Here is a 21586-nt window from a genome sequence, read left to right as displayed (position 1 = left end):
CACGACCAACGACGAGAGAAGCGAAGAGAGCGATGGCGAACTTCACCGCCGCTGACGTCAAGCGGCTCCGCGACCTGACCGGCGCCGGAATGATGGCCGTCAAGAACGCCCTGACCGAGGCGGACGGCGACTTCGAGAAGGCCACCGAGCTGCTGCGCCTCAAGGGCGCCAAGGACGTCGGCAAGCGCGCCGAGCGCACCGCCGCCAACGGCCTGGTCGCCGAGTACTTTGCCGACTCCGGCAACGGCGCGCTGCTGGAGCTCAACTGCGAGACCGACTTCGTCGCGAAGAACGCGCAGTTCGTCGAGCTGGCCGAGCGTATCGTCCGGTTCGCCGCGACCGCCGGTGTCGCCGACGTGGCCGCGCTGCTGACCGCCGAGATCGAGCCGGGCAAGACCGTCCAGGCCCTGATCGAGGAGAACAGCGCCAAGATCGGGGAGAAGGTCGAGCTGCGCCGCTTCGCCCACTTCCAGGGCGCCTACGTGGCCAGCTACCTCCACAAGTCCGACCCGCAGCTGCCGCCGACGACCGGTGTGCTGGTCGAGCTGGACGCCGAGAACGCCGAGGTCGCCAAGGACGTCGCCCAGCAGATCGCGGCGATGGCGCCCAAGTACGTGACGCGCGAGGAGATCCCCGCCGAGGCCGTCGAGAAGGAGCGGGCGCTCGCCGAGCAGCTCACCCGTGACGAGGGCAAGCCCGAGCAGGCCATCCCGAAGATCGTCGAGGGCCGGGTCAACGCCTACTTCCGTGACTTCGTCCTGCTGGAGCAGGCGTTCGTCAAGGACGGCAAGAAGACGATCGCCAAGGTGCTGGACGAGGCCGGCGTCAAGGTCGTCCGGTTCGCCCGGTTCAAGGTCGGGCAGGCCTGAGGGCACCCTGGAAACGGGGACCAGGGTAGACAACGGACGCAACGAGGAGGCCGCCGACGTGCCGGAGAATACGACCACTAGCGCGACGGCGGCCTCGTCGTCCGCCCGGCACGCGCCGGCAGCGGGCTGGAAACGGGTGCTGCTGAAGCTGTCGGGGGAGGCGTTCGCCGGACGCGACCCGCTCGGCATCGACCCGCAGATCGTGCAGCACGTCGCGGAAGGCATCGCCGAGGCGGTCCGCGACGGCGTCGAGGTCGCGGTCGTGTGCGGCGGCGGCAACATGTTCCGCGGCGCGGTCATGGCCGAGCGCGGCATGGACCGCGGACGCGCCGACTACATGGGCATGATCGGGACGGTCATCAACTGCCTGGCACTGCAGGACTTCCTGGAGAAGCTCGGTATCGACACCCGGGTCCAGACCGCCATCACCATGAGCCAGGTGGCCGAGCCGTACATTCCGCGGCGCGCCATCCGGCACCTGGAGAAGGGCCGTGTCGTCATCTTCGGCGCCGGGCTCGGGCAGCCGTTCTTCTCCACCGACACCACCGCCGCGCAGCGCGCGCTGGAGATCGGTGCAGAGGCCGTGCTCAAGGCGACCCAGGTGGACGGCGTCTACGACGCCGACCCTCGCAAGAATCCAGAGGCGGTCAAGTTCGACCATTTGGATTACGGTGAAGTTCTACAGCGGGGACTGAAGGTCATGGACGCCACGGCCATCAGCCTCTGCATGGACAACGCGCTCCCCATCGTGGTCTTCGACCTGATGGGGCAGGGCAACATCGTCCGGGCCGTCCGGGGTGAGAAGATCGGCACGCTGGTCAGCCCGGCGCAGGGCTGACCGCGGCCCGGCCGTATATCGCGGGGACCGTGCGCGGGCACGGTTTCCGTGCGACGCGGGTCGCAGGGGACAGCACCGCAGGTACAGGGCCGACCAGATGACACGGGAGTCACAGTGATCGACGAGACCCTCCTCGAAGCCGAGGAGAAGATGGAGAAGGCGGTCGCGGTCGCCAAGGAGGACTTCCAGGCCATCCGCACCGGCCGGGTCACCCCCGCGATGTTCAACAAGATCACCGCGGAGTACTACGGCACCCCGACGCCGATCAACCAGCTCGCGTCGTTCACGCTGCCCGAACCGCGGATGGTCATCGTGCAGGTCTTCGACAAGTCGTCCATGCACGCGGTCGAGAAGGCCATCCGGGACAGCGACCTCGGCGTGAACCCCACCAATGACGGCAACGTCATCCGCGTCGTCTTCCCCGATCTCTCGGAGGAGCGCCGCCGGGAGTTCATCAAGGTCGCGGGCGGCAAGGCCGAGGACAGCAAGATCTCCATCCGCAACATCCGGCGGCGCGCCAAGGACGCCCTCGACAAGCTCGCCAAGGACGGCGACGCCGGTGAGGACGAGGTCCGCCGTGCCGAGAAGGAACTCGACGACGTCACGCACCGGTACACGGCGCAGATCGACGAGTTGCTCGAGCACAAGAAGGCCGAACTGCTCGAAGTGTGATGGAACTCGACGACGCCGGGGAGCCCACGGGCTCCCCGGATAAGCCGCGCGCGGCCAAGACCGGCCGCAACCTCCCCATCGCCGTCGGCGTGGGCGTCGGCCTCGGCGCTCTCGTGCTGGTGTCGCTCTACACCGTCAAGGAAATCTTCCTCGGCGTCATGGTGCTCTTCCTCTTCCTCGGCATGCGGGAGCTGACCGAGGCGTTCAAGAGCCGCGACATCCGGGTGCCGTTCATCCCGGTCGCCACGGGAATGGTGGCGACCCCGGTCGTCGCCTACATCTGGGGTTCCACCGCCGTGGTCGCCGCGGTGTCCCTGACGGTCCTGGCCCTGCTGATCACCCGGATGACGGAGGGGTCCGACGGCTACGTGCGGGACGTCTCCGCGGGCGCGCTCACCAGCGGTTGGCTCGTCCTCATGGGCGGCATCGTGGCGCTGCTGATGGCCCCCGACGACGGCGATCACCGTATCGTGATCTTCATCGCGACGACCGTGGCCAGCGACATCGGCGGTTATTTCGCCGGGTCGTTCCTCGGGAAGCACAAGATGGCGCCGACCATCAGCCCGAAGAAGACCTGGGAGGGGTTCACCGGTTCCGCCCTGACCTGCATGATCGTCGGTGGCTGGCTGGTCTGGTGGCTGCTGGACGGCGGGCAGATCTGGCACGGCGTCATCATCGGCCTCGCCGCGGTGGTCACCGCCACCGTGGGCGACCTCATCGAGTCGATGGTCAAACGCGACCTCGGCATCAAGGACATGGGGACCCTGCTGCCCGGGCACGGCGGCGTGATGGACCGCCTCGACTCCCTCGTGGCGACCGCCCCCGTCGTCTGGTTGCTGCTGGAACTGTTCGTCCCCACGGCGTGATCGGGGCCCCGGTCACCCGGCGGGCGGCCCGAACCGGGGCTACGACACCACCCATGCACGTTCTTCGCGGGCGAGCCGCCGCACAAGAGCGTCCGACCCCTCAGACTTCGCGAAGCGTTGTTCTTCGCCGGTGATGGGGACGATCCACAGCCACCGTACGGGGTCGCCCTGAACGGTCAGGCCGGTCAGGGCGGGAGGCGTCGGCCCCGCAAGCCGAGCCGGGTCCTCCAGGAGAAGGACGCCTTCCCAACCGGATCCCTCGACGGCCATGGGGAACGGACGGCTTTCGTGACCCCACCTGACGACGTCGCCGGGCGCGAACCATGTCACCGAACGCCATGGGTACGGTGCGAGCCAAGGGAAGACGTTGCCAGCCGACCGGGTGGGGAGAGTGCTCGCCAAGGCGATCTCCACGCGGGCATAGGGGGAGACGTCCCGTTCGTAAAGTTCGATGGTCGGCATCCGTTGCAGGCTCATCCCGACAGTGCTCAACACGGTGAATTCCCGGTCGGCCTGGGGCGGGCGCTCCGTCACCCCGACGGTCGGCAGGGCACCGGTTCTGCCGCCTGACGGCCGTCCTACGTCGTGCCAGTAATGCCCTCCTGGGCCGAGCCGCTGAAGAAGGTGCCCGAGGACAGACTGCTGGTACTCCGCCCAGGCCTCCTCGGAGTGCGCCGTCTTCCAATGGACGCGCGCGCGGTCCACGCGGGCGGCGAAGTCGTCGTTCTCCTCTGCGAGGGGAAAGGCGAACGGGCTCTGTTCGGTGGCGTCCCGGGCGTAACCCGGGATCCCCCGTCCCATGTCGGACCACCCGGGGATGACGAACAGGGGGTCTCCGCCCTCTAGGACGGCCACGCCGTCGCCCTCCTCGAACCAGACGACCTCCAGGGCGCCCGGGTCCAGCACGTCGCGTCCCTCCGGGTGCCGGACGTGCGACCGCGGCAGGAGCGGCGCGGCGCCGGCGGCCAGCCGGGACCGGTCGAGGCCCTCCGGGGCGGCGCGGTGGTTGGCGACCCACACGGCCCCGACGATCGACTCCCCGGCGTCCTTCAGATAGGCGACGGTGACGGTGCCGTCGTTCTCGATGACGAGCCGGCGGCCGCCGTACGGGCCGGCCTCGGCGTGGACGACCGTCGTGCCCCGGTCGCGGGACGCGGCGGTGCCCCTGCGCAGAACCGACATGGTCGAAACCATAGTCGCCCACGAGATGACGCGCAGTCGTGCCGTTCGGCGCCCGCTGCGGCCGCTCGCTCGCGCGGCCTCCCGCGGAGCCCGGACGGACGAGGCACACGCCGGAGTTTGCGACACTGGTAGGACCATGTCTGCCTCCACCGAGCCCGCCACCGGAACCGCCGGGCGGCCGGACGCCTCCGCGCCCAAGAAGACCCCGGCGAAGCTGGTCTTCGCCGCTCCACGGCGCGGCAAGCCGCCGCGGCACCTCGCCGACCTCGCCCCGGCCGACCGCCGCGCGGCGGTCGCCGAGCTGGGGGAGAAGCCCTTCCGGGCCGACCAGCTGTCGCGGCACTACTTCGGCCGCCTGGTCGACGACCCCGCGGAGATGACCGACCTGCCGGCCGCGGCCCGCGACCGTCTCGTCGCCGCGCTGCTGCCGTCGCTGCTGACGCCCGTCCGCGAGATGGACTGCGACGGCGGCAAGACGCTCAAGACCGTGTGGAAGGCGTTCGACGGCGTCCTGTTCGAGTCCGTCCTCATGCGGTACCCGGACAGAGCCACCATGTGCGTATCGTCTCAGGCCGGGTGCGGGATGAACTGCCCGTTCTGCGCCACCGGCCAGGCGGGGCTCACCAGGAACCTGTCCACCGCCGAGATCGTCGAGCAGGTCGCCGCGGGCGCGCGCGCACTGGCCCGCGGACGCGTTCCGGGCGGGCCCGGACGCGTCTCCAACATCGTTTTCATGGGCATGGGCGAACCCCTGGCGAACTACAAGGCGGTCATCGGGGCCGTGCGCCGCATCACCGACCCGGCACCGGCCGGGCTGGGCATCTCGCAGCGCTCGGTCACCGTCTCGACGGTCGGACTGGTCCCCGCCATCGAGAAGCTGGCCGCCGAGGACATGTCGGTGCGGCTCGCGGTGTCCCTGCACGCGCCCGACGACGGGCTCCGCGACGACCTCGTCCCGGTCAACAACCGCTGGAAGGTCGCCGAGGTCCTGGACGCGGCGTGGGCGTACGCCGAGCGCAGCGGCCGCCGCGTCTCGATCGAGTACGCCCTCATCAAGGACGTCAACGATCAGGCGTGGCGTGCGGATCTTCTCGGCAGGCTCTTGCGCGGGCACCTCGCACACGTCAATCTGATCCCGTTGAACCCGACACCGGGATCGAAGTGGACCGCGTCCCGCCCCGAGGACGAACGGGAGTTCGTCCGGCGCCTGGAACACCACGGCGTCCCGGTCACGGTGCGCGATACTCGGGGCAGAGAGATCGACGGGGCCTGCGGGCAGTTGGCGGCCTCGACCAGGGACTGAGCGTCCGCGGTGTGCTCCCCGCACCCGCCGGACGCGGGGATCTGCTGAGGAGCAACGTGCGGGGCAACAAGAAAACCCGGCTGCCGATCGTCCTGCGGGGCTACGACCGGTTCCAGGTGGACGGGCTTCTCGAGGAGATCGGCGCGGCCCTGAACGGCGGCGCGCCGCTGACCGCCGACGACGTCCGCACCCGGCGATTCGACATCGTCCTGCGCGGTTACGATCCCCAGGCGGTGGACGAACTGGTCTGCGAGTGCATTCGTGAACTGCAGGCCGCCGGGCCGATCAAAGACCGTGCGGGCCGACCGCGCGTCCACCCGGGCTGGCTGATCTCCTGGATCGAGAACGCGCGGTTCCCCGGCGGCCGCCTGCGCATGGGCTACGACGTGCGCGACGTGGACCGCTTCCTGGAGCGCGTTATCGCGGGCCTGCGCGGCACCGCACCGCCGGTGACCCCCGCCGACGTGCGCGCCAGCGTTTTCCGCACGATCCGCCTCGGTCCCTGCTACGACGTGCACGAGGTCGACGCCTTCCTCGCCCAGCTCACCGACGCCCTCGAACGTCGCTGACGAAAGTTATCCACAGTTTTACGGCGGGGTGGTGGACCCCACCGCGCGTGCGCGACGCTGTGTGCATGGACGACTTCACCACGCAGCGACAGCGCCTTCGGCGGCTGTTCGAACTTTTCCTCGGCCCCGAAATGCTCGGCGCCGTGTTTCCCCTGGCCCGTCCCGCCCTCCGGCTCGCCGCGGTGGACGGCACCCCCGTTCACTTCGGCGGAACCCCGCTCCTTCCACCGGGCGAGTCGTGGCCGGAGTGGAACGGCCGTCCTCTGGATTTCCTCGGTGTCATCGACTTCGCCGATCTCCCGGCGCCCGGCGAGATTCCGGGCGTCCCCGCCGCAGGGTCCGCCGCCTTCTACTACGCCAGCGAGGCCCCGCGGCCCTGGGGGGACGACCGCCGCCCAGCGGGACGGCTGGCGGGTGTTCACCGGCGCACTCGAACGTGCCTCGCCACCGCCCGGTGCCGTGGCCTTCCCCCGGACCCGCCTGCACGCCGCGCCGTTCCTGTCCCTCCCGTCCCCGCAGGAGCCGACCCTCCGCCGCCTCGAGATGCGCTACCCGGGTCTTCTCGCCGTCTACGTGCAGCTGCACGCCGTGTGGTCCCGGCACGTCAGACCCGGCGGGCTTCCCGACCACCAGCTGGGCGGCTGGCCGACCCTCGTGCAGCGCCCGATCGAACCCGACTGCCTGTACGCGTCCACGGGACGAGCCCTCGACTCCCTCGGCTCCCCGAAGCTCTCCGCGGAGGAGGCGCGTGCGGCCGAAGCCTGGTGCCTCCTGCTCCAGCTCGACTCCGACCGGCGCCTCGGGTGGTACTGGGGCGATCCCGGCCGCGTCTACTTCTGCGGCCGCCGCGACGAACCTCTGGAGGAGACATGGCTGACGGTCCAGGCCGCCTGAACACCCTCCGGCACGAGCCGGAGCCCGGGCTCAGGAGCGGAAACGATCGGTGGCGACGTAGGCGGCACCGACCAGCCCCGCCCACAGCGCAAGGTGAAGCGCGATGCCGGGGAAGTCCGCGGCGAACGTGTCCGGGCCGTCGTGGGCCGCCCGCAGCCAGTCGATCATCGGCACCGAGAGGGGGGAGAGCGGCCCCAGACCGAACAGCACCAACGCCGCCGCGCCGCCGATGAGCACCAGCAGCGACGTCCCGGAAGAGGGGAGGACGGCCCGGCTCGTCCACGCGCCCAGCAGCGTTCCGGCGACGGCCGCGAGCGCGTTCAGCGCGCACCCGGCGGCCACCGCGGAGCCCGGTGAGCCCAGCGACACCGCATGAACGAGAGGAACCGCCAATGCGACGAGCCCCAACCCCAGGTTCACCAGGTACGCGGCGGACAACCCCGCCCAGACCGGAGCCGAACGATGCCGTGCCGCCGAGGTCGTCAGCGCGCGCTGCTCGTCCGGTTGCGTGTCCAGCAGGCCGCGGGCCGCCCAAGCCCATACGGGGAACATGAACGCCGCCACGTCGCCGAACGTCCCCACCGCGAGATCGGAGGCCTTCGGTCCGCTCGGCCCCTGCAGCAGCACCAGGACCACGACGAGTGCGATGACGATCAGCGGAGGCAGGATGCGCAGCGACCGGACGTAGGCCGCCGCCTGGAACCGGACGATCGCGATCACCGCGCGGGCCTCCGCACCCGGTAACCGTCCGCACGCAACTTGGCCTCCACGGTGTCGAGTTCGTCCTCGGCGACCACGACCTCGAGGACTGCGGACGCGGGCGCGGCCACGCCTTCGTCCACGACCGTGACGGTGCCGTCCGCCACCCGCAGCCGCCCAATGCCGGGCAGCGGCTCGATGCACCGTTGATGGTCGCTGACCACGATGGTGGTCCCGTCCGCGGCGAGGTCGCTGATCAGACCGGGGAGCGCGGCACGCGTGGCGGCGTCCAGCCCGGCGAACGGCTCGTCCAGCACGAGCAGGCCGGGGTCGTCCAGAAGGGCCTGGGCTATCCCCACCTTCTGCGCGCTGCCCTTGGACAGCTCCGGCAGCCGCACATCGAGCAGCCGGTCGAATTCGAGCCGGTCCGCCCACCCGCCGACCGCGTCCGCCCGGACACCTTTGATGGAGGCCATATGCGTCAGATAGGAACGAACCGTGAATGGCTGATCGACCGGGAAACGCTCGGGCGCGTATCCCACCCGGCGAGGCCGCCCGCTCACGACGCCCGTGCCGGGACGGCGAAGACCGGCGACCAGCCGCAGGAAGGTCGACTTCCCCGCACCATTGCGTCCCGTGACCTCCATGACGCGTCCCGGTTGGAGAACAAGGTCGACGTCCCGGAGAACCCACGGCCCCCGCCTCCGGTACCGGAAGGCCACGTTCTCGAACAACACGCGCGCAGCGTAGCGTTCGCGCCGTAAGGGCCGCGTCAACGGCCGGTTGTCCGGCAGAATGCCCGTCATGGCCAACACCGCCGAGACCTGCGTCTTCTGCGAGATCGTGAAAGGAGAACGACCCGCGCACATCGTCCTCGACGTTCCGGACGCCATGGCGTTCCTCGACGCACGGCCGTTGTTCAAGGGACACACCCTGCTGGTTCCGCGCACGCATCATGAGACCCTGACGGACCTCCCGCCCGACCTGGTCGGCCCCTTCTTCTCCCACGCGCAGCGGCTCGCCACCGCGATGGAACCGACCCTCGGGGCAGCGGGCTCCTTCGTGGCCATGAACAACCGGATCAGCCAGAGCGTCCCGCACCTGCACGTCCATGTCGTCCCGCGCAACCGCAAGGACGGACTCCGCGGGTTCTTCTGGCCTCGCCAGAAGTACGACTCCGACGCAGAAGCCGCCGACTACGCCGCGCGCCTGGCGAACGCCCTCGACTGATCTAGGCGAGTGGGGCGACCGGTCAACGGCGTGTGCCGTCACCGAATCGGCCCCCGATCGGGCAACGGCACGCCTCACCGAGGCCGGAGTCTGCCGAGCCTCACGGGAACGTGCTCAGGTGCGCCTGCTCGGCACGGGTCTGGGCTCGGCCGTCTTCCGTTTCGTTCCTGCGTTACGGGTGTGGCCGCCGCATCGGCCGCAGCTCCACCAGCCCGGCTTCGTCGAGCGCCCCCGCAACGCCTGCCCGCAGGCGTGCTCCGGCCCGCTCGCGGCCGCCTAACTGTAGGCGTGCACCGGCGGGCGCGGTCGTGTGGCTGTGTACTGGCGTGCGGGTGGCTGTGCCTGCGCATAGGTGTGCATTGGTGCGTCTGCGGTCGAGTGGCTATGGGGGTGCTCTGGTGCGTCTGGTGGCCGCCTAACCGGTAGGCGTGCACCGGCGGGCGCGGTCCCGTGGCTGTGGCTGTCGTATTGGTCGTGCGGGTGGCTGCCTGGGCGGTAGGTGTGTATTGGTGCGTCTGCGGTCGCGTGGATGTGGGGGCGTTCCGGCGTGCTCCCGGTCGTGTGGCTGTGGGTGCGCTCCTGTGCGCGCGGTCGGGTGGCGGTCGGCGCGCAGCGGGGTGCGGGCGGTTGCCTGGTTGTGGAGGCGTGCTGGGCTGCTCGCAGTGGTTGACTTGGTCAAGATTCTGGCTGGGGCAGATTTTTGGCCCGGTAATGGGGGGCGTTACGGTGGAGGTATGGCCGAGCCCGGGTTGAGGGAACGCAAGAAGCAGCGTGTCCGCGCGGCGATTTCGGAGGCCGCGATCACGCTGTTCCAGGAGTCGGGGTTCGACGGTGTGACGGTCGCCGACATCGCGGCCGCCGCGGAGGTGTCCAAGCCGACTCTTTTCGCGTACTTCCCGTCCAAAGAGGACCTGGTGCTGCACCGCTTCATCGATCACGAGGATGAACCGGCGCGGGTGGTGCGGGGACGGGCGTCCGGGGTGCCGCCGCTCACCGCGCTGCGCCGCAACTTCCTCGACGGGCTCGACCGGCACGACCCCGTCACCGGCCTGAACGACACCCCGCAGGTGCTGGTCTTCCATAACCTGCTGTACTCGACCCCGGCGCTGATCACGAGGTTGACCGCCTACATGCTGCGCGCCGAGTCCGCGCTCGCGGAGGCGCTGGCCGAGACCGTTCCCGGCGACGACATCGCGCCGATGGTCGCCGCGGCGCAGATCTTCGGCACTCAGCGGGTCCTGGGGGACCGCAACGTCCGCGACATGCGCGCCGGACGCAGCGCCGACGACGTCCGTCCCGAGGCGGTCGCCCGCGCCGAGGCCGCGTTCGACCTGCTGGAGCGTGGCCTGGCGGCCCGATTCGGCTGAGCCGGCGCCCGTCCGGCGGTATGACGTCGACCGGCTCCCCGCCGGTGGCGAGGAGCCGACGAGTGAGACGCGGGGTCAGCCGAGGGCTTGGGCGATGGCCACGTACGGGTCGGGGGACAGGGCGGCCGCTTCGTCGGGGGCGTCGTGAAGGGCCGCGTGCTCGTACAGGTCCCGTTCGGCGCGGTCCAGGGCCGCCGAGAGGACGTACTCGGGGACCGTCCAGCCGATGAGAGCCGCGGCTCTGCGGATGGCGCGGTGCTGTTCCGTGGACGTGTGGAGGTGGATGTGGTCGTCGTGGGCGCAGGGGTGGTCGTGGTGAACCGACGGCTGCATGGACGGCCTCCTTCCTCTTCGGCACTTCAACGTACGCCCGGGGGCGTTGTCCGGACATCCCCTATAGGGACGAGAATCGCCCACGGCGGATTGTTCGTCCGAAGGAGGTTGATCGTGTGGTTTCGGCCATCGAGCTCGCCGGGGTGGAGAAGTCGTACGGGCGGACGGTCGCGGTACGGGGACTCGACCTGGCCGTCGCACCGGGCGAGTTCTTCTCGTTGCTGGGCCCGTCGGGCTGCGGGAAGACGACGGTGCTGCGGCTGGTCGCCGGCTTCGAGGAACCGTCGGCGGGCGAGGTGCGGTTGGACGGGCGCGGCGTCAACGGGATCCCGGCGGAGCGGCGCGACGTCAACATGGTGTTCCAGTCGTACGCGCTGTTCCCGCACATGAGCGTCTTCGACAACGTGGCGTTCGGGCTGCGGCGGCGGGGCGCGGGGAAGGCGGAGGTCCGGACGCGGGTGGGGGAGATGCTCGAGATGGTCGATCTGGCGGGGCGGGGGCGCCGCCGCCCGGGAGCGTTGTCGGGCGGGCAGCAGCAGCGGGTCGCGCTGGCGCGGGCGCTGGTGAACCGGCCGCGGGCGCTGCTGCTGGACGAGCCGCTGGGGGCGCTCGACCTGCGGCTCCGGCAGGCGATGCAGGCCGAGTTGAAGCGGCTGCAGCGGGACGTCGGCGTGACGTTCGTGTACGTGACGCACGACCAGGGGGAGGCGCTGACGATGTCGGACCGGATCGCGGTCATGAACGAGGGGCGGGTCGAGCAGGTGGGGTCGCCGCGGGAGGTGTACGAGCGGCCCGCGACGCGGTTCGCCGCCGGGTTCATCGGGACGTCGAACGTGCTGGCGGGCGAGGTCGTCGAGGCGTCCGGCGGGACGGTGATCGGGCACGGCGAGGGCGGGCGGATCGAGGTGCCGGGCGCGCCGGTGGGGACGCGGCTGGAGGTGACGGTCCGTCCGGAGAAGGTGCGGCTGGGGGCGGACGAGCCCGCGGAGCGGCTGTGCAGGGTGCGGGGAACGGTCACGGACGTCGTGTACCAGGGGGCTTCGACGAGCTACGGGGTCCGGACGTCCGGTGGGGCGGACGTGTCGGTGTTCGTGCAGAACGCGATGTCGGCGGACGGGATCGCCGGGCGGGGCGACGAGGTGTGGCTGTCGTGGGAGCCGCGCCACTCGTACGTGATCGGCGCTTCCGATGCGGGTGCCCGCGACGCGGCGATCGGCGGTGCACGGTGAGGCGCCGGGACGTTCTGCGGCTGACGGGGGCGGGGTTGCTGCTGGCCGCGTGCGGGGTCGAGGGCCGCGGGGAGTCGGTGGACGAGGGCGAGTTCTGGGCGGGCAAGTCGAGGAACGGGCGGCTGCGCTGGGCGAACTGGCCGGGCTACATGCAGGACGACCGGGCGACGATCAAGGCGTTCGAGGCGGATTCGGGCGTCGAGGTGACGTACCGGGAGGTCATCCAGGAGATGGGGCCCTGGTTCGGCAAGATCCAGGCGCCGCTGGCGGCGGGTCAGTCGATCGGGTTCGACCTGATGGTCATGACGAACGGCATCCATCTGGAGAGGTGCCGCAGGCTGGGATATCTGGCACCGCTCGACCACGGCAGGTTGAAGAACTTCGCGGCTCATGCGGGCGCGGAATTCAAGGACCCTTCCTACGATCCGGGCAACGAGTTCACGGTCCCGTACCAGGCGGGAATCACAGGAATCGCCTACAACACTCGGTATGTCGACGAGGAGATAACGAGCATCGCCCAATTGTTCGACCCCCGCTACAAAGGCAGGGTCGGCATGATGAGCGACACTCAGGAGTTGGGCAACTTCGGGATGCTCCTGCAGGGGATCGACCCGGAGAAGTCGACCCGGGCGGACTGGGAGCGGGCGGCCGCGAAACTGCGGGAGCAGCGGGATTCGGGAATCGTCCGCAAGTACTACGAGCAGAACTACGTCGACGCGGTCAGCAAGGGCGACGTGTGGCTGACCATGGCGTGGTCCGGCGACGTCTACAGCCTGACGAGCCCGGACGTGCGGTTCGTCGTCCCCGAGGAGGGCGGGACGATCTGGACGGACAACCTGTGCGTCCCCGTGACCGCCGAGAACCCGGTCGACGCGCTCGCTCTCATGGACTGGCTGTACGTACCCGAGAACAACGCGCCGCTGACCGAGTTCGTCAACTACATCACGCCGGTGCCGGGGGTCCGGGACATCGTCGCGCGGGACGCGGCGCGGGCCACGGGCGAGGAGAAGGACGACCTGACCCGGCTGAACGAGAGCCCGCTGGTGTTCCCCTCGGAGAGCGACTTGGCGCGCCTGCGCCATTACCGGCGGCTATCGCAGGAGGAGGCCGCCGTCTATCAGAAGATGTTCCAGGCAGTCGTCAGGGGCGCGTGATGGGCCGTGGCCGCTTCGCGCCGTACGCAATGGTTTTGCCCGCGGGGCTGTGGCTGCTGGCGTTCCTCCTCATTCCGTTGTCGTTCATGGTGTCGCTGTCCTTGCAGACGGGAAATCTCGTCGACGGATTCCAGCAGACTCTGCACTGGCAGAATTACACCGAAGGGCTGGACACGTACGGCGGAACGTTCGCCCGCTCGTTGTGGTACGGCCTCCTGGCGACGGTGGCGTGCGTCATTCTCGGTTATCCGGCGGCGTATTGGATCGCTTTCCGTGCGGGCCGCCGGAAGGCGACATACCTGCTCCTGATCCTGCTGCCGTATTTCGTGTCGTTCGTCCTCCGGACGGTGGCGTGGCGGCACGTGCTGTCCGACAGCGGCCCGCTCCTCGGCCCGCTGCGCGGCCACGGGCTGCTTCCGGCGGGCTTCCACGTCCTCGACACCGGGTTCGCGGTGGTTTCGGGGCTGGCGTACAACTTCCTGCCGTTCATGGTCCTGCCGATCTACGTGGCGCTGCAGCGGATCGACCCCCGGACGGTCGAGGCGGCGCGCGACCTGTACGCGGGGCGGGCGCAGGCGTTCGGACGGGTGGTGCTGCCGCTCTCGCTGCCCGGCGTGTTCGCGGGGGCGATCATGACGTTCGTCCCCGCGTCGGCCGACTTCGTGAACGCCGAGGTGCTGGGCGGCCCGGGAGACACCATGATCGGCAACGTGATCCGGGCCGAGTACTTCGAGAGCGGCGCGTACCCGGTGGCGTCGGCGCTGTCGTTCACGCTGACGGCGATCCTGCTCGTCGCGATCTTCGTGTACGCGCGCACGCTCGGGACCCGCAACGTCCTGGAGGCGCCCCGGTGACCCCCCTCCGCCGCCGTCCCGGCGCGCTGCACGTCTACACGCTGCTGCTGATCGGCTGGCTGCTGCTGCCGATCGCGGTCATGATCCTTTTCGGGTTCAACGATGTCCACGGCAAGCAGAACGTCCGCTGGGAGGGCTTCACCCTCAAGTGGTACGCGCACCTGTTCGACCGGAGCGACCTCACGCGGGCACTGGTCACGTCGCTGACGATCGCGCTGGCGAGCACCGCCGTCACGACCGTCCTCGGGACGTGCGCGGGCCTCGCGCTCGCCCGGTACCGGTTCCGGGGGCGGCGCGCGGCGGACCTGCTGCTGTTCATGGCGATCGCCTGCCCGGAACTCGTGATGGGGGCGTCGCTGCTGTCGATGTTCGTCACGTTCGGGGTGCCGCGCGGCCCGCTGACGATCCTGGCCGCGCACGTGATGTTCTCGGTCGCGTTCGTGACCGTGACGGTCCGCGCCCGCGCGGTCGGGCTCGACCCGGCGGTGGGGGAGGCCGCGCGCGATCTGGGCGCCGGGCCGTGGACACGGTTCCGGCTGGTCACGCTGCCGATGATCCGGCCGGGGGTGGCGGCGGGCGCGCTGCTGGCGTTCGTCCTGTCGGTCGACGACTTCGTGGTCACGAGCTTCACCGGCGGCGCGACCGTGACGTTCCCGCTGTGGGTCTACGGGTCGACGCGGACGGGCACGCCGCCGCAGGTCAACGTGATGGGAACACTGATCTTCGCCGTCGGGGCGCTGATCGCGATCGGGTCGGCCCGGCGGACGTTCCGCCGGGCCCGGGCGCAGACGTGAGGAGACGGACGGACGTGGACGTGTCGAGGGCGCTGGCGGACGCGGAGCCCACCCCGTTCTGGACGGCCGCCGCCGCCCGTCCGGACCCCGGGCCGCCGCTGACCGGCCGCGGGGCGTGCGACCTGGCGATCGTCGGCGGCGGCTACGGCGGCCTCTGGACGGCGCTGCGCGCGAAGGAGCGCGACCCGTCCCTGGACGTCGTCGTGCTGGAGGCGGGCCGGATCGGTTCGGCCGCGTCCGGGCGCAACGGCGGGTTCTGCTCGGCGAGCCTCACGCACGGCCTGCTCAACGGCGTCGAGCGCTGGCCGGACGACATGCACACGCTGGAACGGCTCGGCTGGGAGAACCTGCGGGCCATCGCCGCCACGCTCGCCCGGTACGGCGTCGACGCCGAATGGGACGCGGTCGGCGAGCTGACGGTGGCGACGCGGGAGTGGCAGGTCCCGCTGCTGGAGGAGGAGGCGGAGCACGCCTTCGAACTCGGCTGGGAGCCGATGCTGCTGGGCCGCGACGGCGTCCGCGCCGAGGTGGACTCCCCGACGTACCTGGCCGGGCTGTGGGACCCGCACGCCGTCGCGCTGCTGCATCCCGCCAAGCTCGCGTGGGGACTGGCGGACGCGTGCCGCTCGCTGGGCGTGCGGATCTTCGAGAACACCCGCGTGACGGGCCTGCGCCCGGACGGCGGGCGGCTGCGGCTGGCCGGCCGGCACGGGGCGCTCGGGGCGCACCGGGTCGCGCTGGCGACGGGCGCGTTCCCGCCGCTGCTGCGCCGGATGCGCGGCTTCGTCGTCCCCGTGTACGAGTACGCGCTCGTCACCGAGCCGCTGACGCGCGCGCAGCGCGACGCCGTCGGGTGGCGGCGCCGGCAGGGGGTGGGCGACAGCGGCAACCGGTACCACTACTACCGGCTGACCTCGGACGGACGCGTCGTGTGGGGCGGCTACGACGCGGTGTACCACTTCGGCGGCCGGATCGGCGCCGCACTCGAACACCGCCCCGCCGCGTTCGCGTCCCTCGCGCGGAACTTCTTCGCGACGTTCCCGCAGTTGGACGGCGTCCGGTTCGCCCACGCGTGGGGCGGCGTCGTCGACACCTGCACCCGTTTCTGCGCGTTCTTCGGCACCGCCCATGACGCCAGGCTCGCCTACGCTGCGGGCTACACCGGGCTGGGGGTCGGCGCCACCCGGTTCGGCGCGGACGTCATGCTCGACCTCCTGCACGTCGGGCTCGGCCCGGGTGAGGAGACCGAGCGGACGCGCCTGGCGATGGTGCGGGACAAGCCCGTCCCGTTCCCGCCGGAGCCGCTGCGGTACGGGGCGATCGAGCTGACGCGCCGGGCGCTGGCGCGCGCCGACCGGGACGGCGGGCGCCGCGGGCCGTGGCTGCGCGCCCTCGACCGCATCGGCGCCGGATTCGGCAGCTGACGGGCCGCGCCGTGCCTTGTCACGCCGGCGCCGCCGCGTCCGGGTGGCCGCTCCAACAACTCGTGCGGGACAGCCCATGTGAGGACGGGGGGCGTACGCGGACAGGTTCGTGCGGGGAGAGGCTCGTGCCTGGACAGGTTCGCGGGGGCCGGTTCAGTCCGGGGATTCGTCGATGGTGCCGAAGATGACCGACGACACCTCCAGGTAGAGCTGTTCCGGATACGGCATGAAGCCGACCTTGCGCAGCGCCTGCTTCTGCCCCGCCGACTCCATGACGTACTCCCCGTACCCGAGCATCTGGCCCACGAGCGAGCGGTGCAGGTTGATGTCGGTGACCTTCGAGAGCGGAACCATTGCCACCGTCCGGTTCAGCACCCCGCTCACCAGCATGACGCGGTGCTCGGTCACGACGAAGAATTCCAGGGACCAGTGGACTACCTTCCACAGCAGGTAGCCGAGGGGGAGCAGCCACAGCCACCAGATCAGGAGCAGCCCGGTGAAGGCGGACGAGACGCCGCAGACGATCAGTCCGGCGACGGCGGCCGTGACGGCGGTCAGCAGCACGGCGGGGTGGCGGCGTACGGCGATGACGCGACCTTCGCGGTCCATGAGGTAGCGGTCGAAGGTCCGCGTCGAGTTGTCGCGGTACACCATCATGTCCTGCAGATTCACGGCGGCGTCCTCGTCATGATCCGGATGTTTCAAAGGTAGCCGACCGTCCGCCGCCGGTGCAGGGCCGCTGGGGTGTCGGCGCCGGACGTTCGCGTCCCGGTTGTGCGCGGCGGATCGGCGGCTGATGATGGTCGGCATGGGCGGCGGGACGGTCGGAGGGACGGACGGCGGTGCGAGGGCCGGAGGAGGCGGAGCGGGCGGTGCGGACGGCGGGACGGCCGTCGGCGCGCGCGCGCACCCGGGCCGTGACCCGGGCCCGGACCCGGTGGCGGACACGCGCGTGGATTTCACCCCGGACGTCGACTTCACGCCCGACGTCACGGTGCGGCCCGTCTGGCGGCTCCTGCTGCGCGGTCTCGGCGTGTACCTGCCGGGCTGGGAGCGCCCGGAGGGGGCGGCGCGCGTCCCGGGCCGGGCGGGCGACGGCTTCGGCCCGCCCGCGTTCCTGGACGGCGACGCGGGGTTCGGCCTCCAGGTCCCCGACCGGCGGCGCGGCCTGGAACCCGACCGGGAGATCTACGTGCGCGGGCGGGAGAACCCGAGCTTCGGCATCGTGGTGGCGGGACCGTCGGCGGCGATCGGGAGCCGTGTCGTGGACGCGGCCGTCCTGCTGCGGTTCGCGCGGCGGCTCACCTTCGAGGAGCTCTTCGACACCGGGGACGCCGACTCGGTGCCGTACGCGGTGCGCGGCGCGCGCGCGGTCGAGAACGTGGTGTTCCTCGACCGGGCCGCGGGCGTCGGGCTGTGCGCGGAGGTCGATCCGGTGACGCGGGACGTCCGCTGCCCCCTCTACGTGCGGATGGGGGATCCGGCGGAGCGGACGGTCCGGGCCTACGGCGTCGCGGCGCATGCGCTGCCTAGGGGGCCGCGGCCCACGCGGTGAGGTCCCACAGCTGGTGCGACGGCAGCCGGCGCAGCCGGACGGCCGCCGCGGCCGGGTCCCAGAACACCTCGTCGTTCTCCAGCTCCAGCGACTGCCCGGCGCTCAGCACCGCGCACACCAGCTCGTCGCGGGTGCGGACGGCCATGAGCGGCCCGATCTGCGCGACCGCGCCGGAGCATTCGGCGAGCGTGCGCAGCAGCGACTTCAGCGCCGACTCGTCCTCGGGCGGGCGCGCCGGTTCGACGCCCGCCGGGACGCCCGGCTCGACCCGGGCGAGGCCGCGCCGCGCGCCGCCGTTCCCGGCGAGCCCGCCGTAGGGCAGGTCGGCGCCGGGTGGCGATGAGCAGCGCGCTGAAGGCGCCCGCGAGGTCGTCGGGGAGCTGCCCGCCGAGGAAGTAGCGGCGGCGTTCGGGCGAGCCGGGTTCGAGACCGTCCGCGCCCTCCGCCGTGCGGAACCGGACGCTCAGCCGGTTGGCGCGGACGCACCGCTCGTAGACGTCGGTGAGGATGTCTTCGAGCTGGTCGTCGCGGGTCCACAGCCGTCCCGGCGGCGACGGCGGCGTCGCGCGGGTCGCCCCGGCACCGCCCGGCAGGCCGGTCGGCGGGCCGCCCGGGGCGCGCCGGAACCGGCGGGCAGGGCGCGGGGGCCGCCGCCGGTCAGCTCGGCCGTGACGGCGTCGTCGAGCGTCCCCTCGGTGAACTGCAGCAGCTCGGCGACGATGTCCTCGACCTCTTCGAGCGTGCGGGTGAGGGTGCGCTGCAGCTCCAGGATCTCCGCGCCGCCGCGTTCGAGGTCGGCGAGCCGCTCCAGCGCGGTGTCGACCTGCTCGCGCACGTCGGCGGACGCGTCGCCGCCGCCGGACCCGACGACGTCGCGCACCGACGTCTCGACCTCCGCCAGCTTGCGGCGCAGCGCGGCGAGCGTGACGCGCTGCTGCTCCAGGTCGCGCAGCCGCCCCGCCTGGGTCCGGACGAACTCGTCCGCGCGGTGCACGAGGTCCGCGAGTTCCTCGACGCGGCCGGTGGTGCGGCGGACGCGGTCGTCGAGGGTGGGCAGCACGTCCCGCTTCACCCGGCCGAGTTCGGCGGTGAGCTGCTCGCCGACCGTCACCAGCACGTTGTTCTGCTTGGTGACCTGCTCGTTCAGCTCGTCGACGCGGCGGGTGAACGCGCGCGCCTGATCCCGGCTCTGCTTGCCCGCGTAGAGTTCCAGGGCCCCGACCACGACGCACATCACGATCAGGACGACCGTCGTCATGGCACTCCTCGAACGGGGCGGCGCTTACCGGACCGGATATTGATCGCGACCATAACTTACGATCATGCGCGCCGACCGGAACTTACGTAACCGACTGATCTCACTGACCCGAGGGACTCATCCGCCTTGGAAACGCTGCGGAATCCGGTTCCGGCCGGGTCATTCGCAGCCCTCGAACTGCGGGACGGTCTCCACCGGTTCGAGACCGGAGTCGTCGAACCATCGGTGCAGGTGAACCGGGATCGTGTCGTCCTGGTACATCTTCGTGATCGCCTCGTTGACGGCCTCGCATCCGTCCACGTCGCCGGCCCGGAGGCCGACGCCGTAGCGCTCGTCCGAGATGGGGGCGCCGACGACCTCCATGAAGTGGCCTTGCTCGGCCGCCCGCCGCGCCAGCCCCGCCAGGATCAGGTCGTCGGTGGAAACCGCGTGCAGTTGCCCCGCGATCAGTTTCTCCAGGCACTTGCCGTAGCCGGCGGCGTTGACCGGTTCGGCGAGGATCCCCTGCTCTTCCTTGATGCGCTCGAACGACAGCGACCCCTCGACCTTGCAGACCTTCTTGCCCGCCAGATCATGGATGCTCTCGATCGTGGCGGCGTCGCTCTGGCGGACCATGACGTCCTGGTGCGCGACGTAGTAGGGGCCACCGAAAAGCACCCCGTCGCGCTTGCGATCGGGCGTGATCGAGTAGCTCGCGACGATCAGGTCGACCTTCCCTTTTTCCAGGAGCTCCTCACGGTTGCTGGAGGTCACCGGTTCGAACGACACGTTCGCGGCGTTGACGCCCAGGTTGCGGGCGATCTCCTTGGCGACGCGGATGTCGAATCCGGCGTACGCGTCATAGGACTTCCCGGTCTCGGAGATCTTCTCGCCGAGGCCCGGTTGGTCGGTGTTCACGCCGATGACCAGCTTCTCCATGGTGGCGACCGACTCCGCCTCGGCGGCGCGACGCCGCAGGCGGCGGCGCCGGCCAGGAGCACGGCCGCACCGCCGAGCGCCGCGCCCGCGCGCCGCACCCGCCCGATCGCGAAGCGCCGCATCGTCCGTCCTCTCACTTCGACCACCGGTACTCCGACAGGCGGGGCCAGACCCCGGCGAGCAGGAACACGACGATGACGACGCCCGCGATCGGCAGCACGCCGTACCAGCCGCGCGTGCCGTCGTCACCGGCCGCGATGGCCTCGTCGAACACTTCCTGGCGGATCTCTTCGAGCTCCTGCAGGCCCCGGTCGTACCGGCGGAACTGCTCGGTCAGCGCACCGCGCTCGGCGACCGCCCGCGCCCGCTGACCGCTGTCCACCAGCTGCCGCATCTCGTGGTCCCGCTGCTGGAACCGCTGGTACTCCTTGATCACGGTCTGGAAGATGCCGGCGATCTCCGCGCGCGTCGCCGCGTCCTCGACCGGCCGGTCGGCCTCGGTGCCGAGGAACCCGCGGAACTCATTGCCGCCCCTCGGGTCGTAGTCCACGTTCTTCAAGGCCGAGTTGTATTCGGCGAGGCTTCCGGCTTCGGCGTACAGGATCGACTGCGACTTGTTCAGATAGACCTGCTCGTAGGTGTCGCTCCGTGCGAGGTCGGTACCTACGAGCAAGTACCGGGTCTGGTCTGCGGCGGCGTTGTTGCTGATGGCGCGTGTGCGAGACAAGGCGAGCATCGAGTCGAACCCGTTCTCCTTGGCGTTGCGCAGGGTCTGCGCCTGCCCCCACAGCATGAGGCCGCTCGCCGTCATCAGGGCGAGCGCTCCGACCGTCGCCAGGGCCAGGCCGACGTTCAGCAGCCGCCGGAAGCGCACGGCCAGGTACACCTGGAGGACGACCAGCGTCACCAGCAGCAGGGCGCCCACCACGATCACCCAGACGAGGCCGGTGAGCACCGCCGACCGCTGCTCCTCGTAGGTGCCGCGGACGAGCGCGCCGTTGTCGAGCGTGAGGTTGTACGCCTTCGGCAGCAGGTCCAGCTTCATCAGGTCGGTCGCCTGCTGGTAGAGCTCCTGGACCCCCTCCGGCGGCGGCCCGGCCCGGTGCTGGGTCTGCCGCTCCAGTTGCAGCGCCTGCCGGGCCAGCCCCTCGTAGCGGGCGAGCGCGTCGAGCAGCGCCCGGGCGGTGTCCTCCTCGGTGGGCTCGTCGGCGAGCTTGGCGGCTTCGATCAGCGCCTCCCCGGCCCGCTGCCGGTTCAGTTCGTACAGCCGCAGCGCCTCGGCCCGCGCCGCGGGCTCGGAGTCGCCGGCGAGCAGCGCGTTCGCCAGCTGCGCGTCCATGTCGGTGAGCTGGGAGTACAGGTCGCCGGTCGCGACGACCTGTCGGCCCGCGTCGTGCCCGATCACCCGCATCCCCTCGCGGGCCTGCGCGATCGTCGCCGAGGTGACCGCGAGCAGCGCGAGCAGCACGACGACGACCAGCGCGGACAGGCCGCGGATGCGGGACGCGGCGGTGCGCGGCGCCAGCCTGCGCAGCCCGGCCGGGGCCGGGCCGGGCGCCGACAGCAGGCGGCGCGCGG

Annotated in this window: 26 protein-coding genes and 1 pseudogene; 17 read left to right on the top strand and 10 right to left on the bottom strand. The window is 71.1% G+C overall.

The genetic code is table 11. The annotated features are described in order from the left end of the window. Positions 1-32 precede the first annotated feature (32 nt). From tsf to BJF79_RS01450, 4 genes are all read left to right on the top strand, one after another. Complete coding sequence (gene tsf / locus BJF79_RS01465) at positions 33-869, top strand: translation elongation factor Ts (RefSeq protein WP_075894647.1); 837 nt, start codon at positions 33-35, stop codon at positions 867-869. Positions 870-927: 58 nt separating this feature from the next. Continuing rightward, a complete protein-coding gene (pyrH, locus tag BJF79_RS01460; RefSeq protein ID WP_075894646.1) occupies positions 928-1707 on the top strand; it encodes a UMP kinase in 780 nt (259 codons plus the stop codon). A 114-nt stretch (positions 1708-1821) separates the two neighbouring features. Continuing rightward, on the top strand, positions 1822-2379 hold the full coding sequence (frr, locus tag BJF79_RS01455; RefSeq protein WP_075894645.1) for a ribosome recycling factor: 558 nt from the start codon (positions 1822-1824) through the stop codon (positions 2377-2379). Then, a complete protein-coding gene (locus tag BJF79_RS01450) occupies positions 2379-3245 on the top strand; it encodes a phosphatidate cytidylyltransferase (protein WP_075894644.1) in 867 nt (288 codons plus the stop codon). Before frr ends, BJF79_RS01450 begins: the two co-directional genes overlap by 1 nt. A gap of 39 nt (positions 3246-3284) precedes the next feature. Here BJF79_RS01450 and BJF79_RS01445 read toward each other — a convergent pair whose 3' ends face one another. Further along, positions 3285-4427 (bottom strand): suppressor of fused domain protein, encoded by a 1143-nt coding sequence (locus tag BJF79_RS01445; protein WP_075894655.1) that lies wholly within the window; start codon positions 4425-4427, stop codon positions 3285-3287. Between the two features lie 136 nt (positions 4428-4563). Here BJF79_RS01445 and rlmN point away from each other — a divergent pair, with 136 nt between their 5' ends. The 4 genes and pseudogenes from rlmN (at position 4564) to BJF79_RS01425 (ending at position 7193) form a co-directional block, all read left to right on the top strand. Next, positions 4564-5730, top strand: coding sequence for a 23S rRNA (adenine(2503)-C(2))-methyltransferase RlmN (rlmN, locus tag BJF79_RS01440; protein WP_075894643.1), 1167 nt, complete (start codon positions 4564-4566; stop codon positions 5728-5730). Positions 5731-5786: 56 nt separating this feature from the next. Beyond that, the gene (locus tag BJF79_RS01435; protein ID WP_075894642.1) at positions 5787-6299 is read left to right on the top strand and encodes a DivIVA domain-containing protein; all 513 of its coding nucleotides are present in this window, start codon (positions 5787-5789) and stop codon (positions 6297-6299) included. A gap of 65 nt (positions 6300-6364) precedes the next feature. Beyond that, positions 6365-6673 (top strand): annotated as a pseudogene (locus BJF79_RS66370) (DUF1963 domain-containing protein); the annotation flags it as partial. Between the two features lie 40 nt (positions 6674-6713). Then, the gene (locus BJF79_RS01425) at positions 6714-7193 is read left to right on the top strand and encodes a DUF1963 domain-containing protein (RefSeq protein WP_075894641.1); all 480 of its coding nucleotides are present in this window, start codon (positions 6714-6716) and stop codon (positions 7191-7193) included. A gap of 30 nt (positions 7194-7223) precedes the next feature. On the opposite strand, the gene BJF79_RS01420 is transcribed toward BJF79_RS01425, so the two are convergent. Both BJF79_RS01420 and BJF79_RS01415 read right to left on the bottom strand, forming a co-directional pair. After that, entirely contained in the window at positions 7224-7913 is a 690-nt protein-coding gene (locus BJF79_RS01420) for a hypothetical protein (RefSeq protein WP_075894640.1), read from the bottom strand. Further along, positions 7910-8698 carry an ATP-binding cassette domain-containing protein gene (locus tag BJF79_RS01415; RefSeq protein WP_083733080.1) on the bottom strand — a complete coding sequence of 263 codons (789 nt, stop codon included), beginning with the start codon at positions 8696-8698 and terminating at the stop codon, positions 7910-7912. Before BJF79_RS01415 ends, BJF79_RS01420 begins: the two co-directional genes overlap by 4 nt. On the opposite strand from BJF79_RS01415, the gene BJF79_RS01410 reads away from it, so the two are divergent. After that, on the top strand, positions 8697-9122 hold the full coding sequence (locus BJF79_RS01410; protein WP_316043252.1) for an HIT family protein: 426 nt from the start codon (positions 8697-8699) through the stop codon (positions 9120-9122). The genes BJF79_RS01415 and BJF79_RS01410 overlap by 2 nt on opposite strands. Positions 9123-9856: 734 nt before the next feature. Next, positions 9857-10489: a TetR/AcrR family transcriptional regulator gene (locus tag BJF79_RS01405; RefSeq protein ID WP_075894637.1), complete on the top strand. Its 633-nt coding sequence runs from the start codon at positions 9857-9859 to the stop codon at positions 10487-10489. A gap of 75 nt (positions 10490-10564) precedes the next feature. Here the strand turns inward: BJF79_RS01405 and BJF79_RS50350 are convergent, their stop codons facing one another. Then, a complete protein-coding gene (locus BJF79_RS50350; RefSeq protein ID WP_083733079.1) occupies positions 10565-10822 on the bottom strand; it encodes a DUF1778 domain-containing protein in 258 nt (85 codons plus the stop codon). A gap of 116 nt (positions 10823-10938) precedes the next feature. Here BJF79_RS50350 and BJF79_RS01395 point away from each other — a divergent pair, with 116 nt between their 5' ends. The 5 genes from BJF79_RS01395 to BJF79_RS01375 are packed head-to-tail and all read left to right on the top strand — an operon-like array spanning position 10939 to position 16277. Beyond that, the gene (locus BJF79_RS01395) at positions 10939-12051 is read left to right on the top strand and encodes an ABC transporter ATP-binding protein (RefSeq protein ID WP_083733078.1); all 1113 of its coding nucleotides are present in this window, start codon (positions 10939-10941) and stop codon (positions 12049-12051) included. After that, on the top strand, positions 12048-13205 hold the full coding sequence (locus BJF79_RS01390; RefSeq protein ID WP_075894635.1) for a PotD/PotF family extracellular solute-binding protein: 1158 nt from the start codon (positions 12048-12050) through the stop codon (positions 13203-13205). Before BJF79_RS01395 ends, BJF79_RS01390 begins: the two co-directional genes overlap by 4 nt. Before the next feature lie 29 nt (positions 13206-13234). Next, on the top strand, positions 13235-14059 hold the full coding sequence (locus BJF79_RS01385; protein ID WP_262401373.1) for an ABC transporter permease: 825 nt from the start codon (positions 13235-13237) through the stop codon (positions 14057-14059). After that, a complete protein-coding gene (locus BJF79_RS01380; RefSeq protein WP_075894633.1) occupies positions 14056-14853 on the top strand; it encodes an ABC transporter permease in 798 nt (265 codons plus the stop codon). The genes BJF79_RS01385 and BJF79_RS01380 overlap by 4 nt, the downstream gene beginning before the upstream one ends. A gap of 14 nt (positions 14854-14867) precedes the next feature. After that, positions 14868-16277 (top strand): NAD(P)/FAD-dependent oxidoreductase, encoded by a 1410-nt coding sequence (locus BJF79_RS01375; protein ID WP_075894632.1) that lies wholly within the window; start codon positions 14868-14870, stop codon positions 16275-16277. Positions 16278-16430: 153 nt separating this feature from the next. On the opposite strand, the gene BJF79_RS01370 is transcribed toward BJF79_RS01375, so the two are convergent. Continuing rightward, the gene (locus tag BJF79_RS01370) at positions 16431-16949 is read right to left on the bottom strand and encodes a PH domain-containing protein (RefSeq protein ID WP_316043251.1); all 519 of its coding nucleotides are present in this window, start codon (positions 16947-16949) and stop codon (positions 16431-16433) included. A 124-nt stretch (positions 16950-17073) separates the two neighbouring features. On the opposite strand from BJF79_RS01370, the gene BJF79_RS01365 reads away from it, so the two are divergent. Beyond that, complete coding sequence (locus BJF79_RS01365) at positions 17074-17832, top strand: hypothetical protein (protein ID WP_262401372.1); 759 nt, start codon at positions 17074-17076, stop codon at positions 17830-17832. On the opposite strand, the gene BJF79_RS57985 is transcribed toward BJF79_RS01365, so the two are convergent. Continuing rightward, the gene (locus BJF79_RS57985; RefSeq protein WP_158079058.1) at positions 17807-17977 is read right to left on the bottom strand and encodes a hypothetical protein; all 171 of its coding nucleotides are present in this window, start codon (positions 17975-17977) and stop codon (positions 17807-17809) included. The two genes, BJF79_RS01365 and BJF79_RS57985, sit on opposite strands and share 26 nt — an antisense overlap. Here BJF79_RS57985 and BJF79_RS57980 point away from each other — a divergent pair. Further along, entirely contained in the window at positions 17976-18149 is a 174-nt protein-coding gene (locus BJF79_RS57980; protein ID WP_158079057.1) for a hypothetical protein, read from the top strand. The genes BJF79_RS57985 and BJF79_RS57980 overlap by 2 nt on opposite strands. Before the next feature lie 146 nt (positions 18150-18295). Here BJF79_RS57980 and BJF79_RS57975 read toward each other — a convergent pair whose 3' ends face one another. The 4 genes from BJF79_RS57975 to BJF79_RS01350 all read right to left on the bottom strand — a co-directional run. Beyond that, complete coding sequence (locus tag BJF79_RS57975; RefSeq protein WP_143219635.1) at positions 18296-19090, bottom strand: hypothetical protein; 795 nt, start codon at positions 19088-19090, stop codon at positions 18296-18298. 159 nt (positions 19091-19249) lie between these two features. After that, on the bottom strand, positions 19250-20008 hold the full coding sequence (locus BJF79_RS01355; protein ID WP_075894631.1) for a transporter substrate-binding domain-containing protein: 759 nt from the start codon (positions 20006-20008) through the stop codon (positions 19250-19252). Beyond that, positions 19984-20130 carry a hypothetical protein gene (locus BJF79_RS57970; protein ID WP_262401371.1) on the bottom strand — a complete coding sequence of 49 codons (147 nt, stop codon included), beginning with the start codon at positions 20128-20130 and terminating at the stop codon, positions 19984-19986. Before BJF79_RS57970 ends, BJF79_RS01355 begins: the two co-directional genes overlap by 25 nt. 11 nt (positions 20131-20141) lie before the next feature. After that, the coding region (locus BJF79_RS01350; protein ID WP_316043250.1) for a hypothetical protein at positions 20142-21586 on the bottom strand (1445 nt) is incomplete at its 5' end.

The sequence above is a fragment of the Actinomadura sp. CNU-125 genome (assembly GCF_001942465.1).
In the GTDB taxonomy this organism is placed as follows: Bacteria; Actinomycetota; Actinomycetes; order Streptosporangiales; family Streptosporangiaceae; genus Spirillospora.
The sequence above is the reverse complement of the archived record's forward strand: the minus strand, read 5'-3'. Positions and strand labels throughout refer to the sequence as shown.

Excerpts from the sequence above, each read along its gene's own strand:
- BJF79_RS01365 (WP_262401372.1), top strand. The coding sequence starts at position 17,074 with ATGATGGTCGGCATGGGCGGCGGGACGGTCGGAGGGACGGACGGCGGT.
- BJF79_RS57975 (WP_143219635.1), bottom strand. The coding sequence starts at position 19,090 with ATGACGACGGTCGTCCTGATCGTGATGTGCGTCGTGGTCGGGGCCCTG.
- BJF79_RS01410 (WP_316043252.1), top strand. The coding sequence starts at position 8,697 with ATGGCCAACACCGCCGAGACCTGCGTCTTCTGCGAGATCGTGAAAGGA.
- tsf (WP_075894647.1), top strand. The coding sequence starts at position 33 with ATGGCGAACTTCACCGCCGCTGACGTCAAGCGGCTCCGCGACCTGACC.
- BJF79_RS01355 (WP_075894631.1), bottom strand. The coding sequence starts at position 20,008 with ATGGAGAAGCTGGTCATCGGCGTGAACACCGACCAACCGGGCCTCGGC.
- BJF79_RS57970 (WP_262401371.1), bottom strand. The coding sequence starts at position 20,130 with ATGCGGCGCTTCGCGATCGGGCGGGTGCGGCGCGCGGGCGCGGCGCTC.
- BJF79_RS01405 (WP_075894637.1), top strand. The coding sequence starts at position 9,857 with ATGGCCGAGCCCGGGTTGAGGGAACGCAAGAAGCAGCGTGTCCGCGCG.
- BJF79_RS57980 (WP_158079057.1), top strand. The coding sequence starts at position 17,976 with ATGAGCGGCCCGATCTGCGCGACCGCGCCGGAGCATTCGGCGAGCGTG.
- BJF79_RS01385 (WP_262401373.1), top strand. The coding sequence starts at position 13,235 with ATGGTTTTGCCCGCGGGGCTGTGGCTGCTGGCGTTCCTCCTCATTCCG.
- rlmN (WP_075894643.1), top strand. The coding sequence starts at position 4,564 with ATGTCTGCCTCCACCGAGCCCGCCACCGGAACCGCCGGGCGGCCGGAC.
- BJF79_RS50350 (WP_083733079.1), bottom strand. The coding sequence starts at position 10,822 with ATGCAGCCGTCGGTTCACCACGACCACCCCTGCGCCCACGACGACCAC.
- BJF79_RS01415 (WP_083733080.1), bottom strand. The coding sequence starts at position 8,698 with ATGACGGGCATTCTGCCGGACAACCGGCCGTTGACGCGGCCCTTACGG.
- BJF79_RS57985 (WP_158079058.1), bottom strand. The coding sequence starts at position 17,977 with ATGGCCGTCCGCACCCGCGACGAGCTGGTGTGCGCGGTGCTGAGCGCC.
- BJF79_RS01450 (WP_075894644.1), top strand. The coding sequence starts at position 2,379 with ATGGAACTCGACGACGCCGGGGAGCCCACGGGCTCCCCGGATAAGCCG.
- BJF79_RS01445 (WP_075894655.1), bottom strand. The coding sequence starts at position 4,427 with ATGTCGGTTCTGCGCAGGGGCACCGCCGCGTCCCGCGACCGGGGCACG.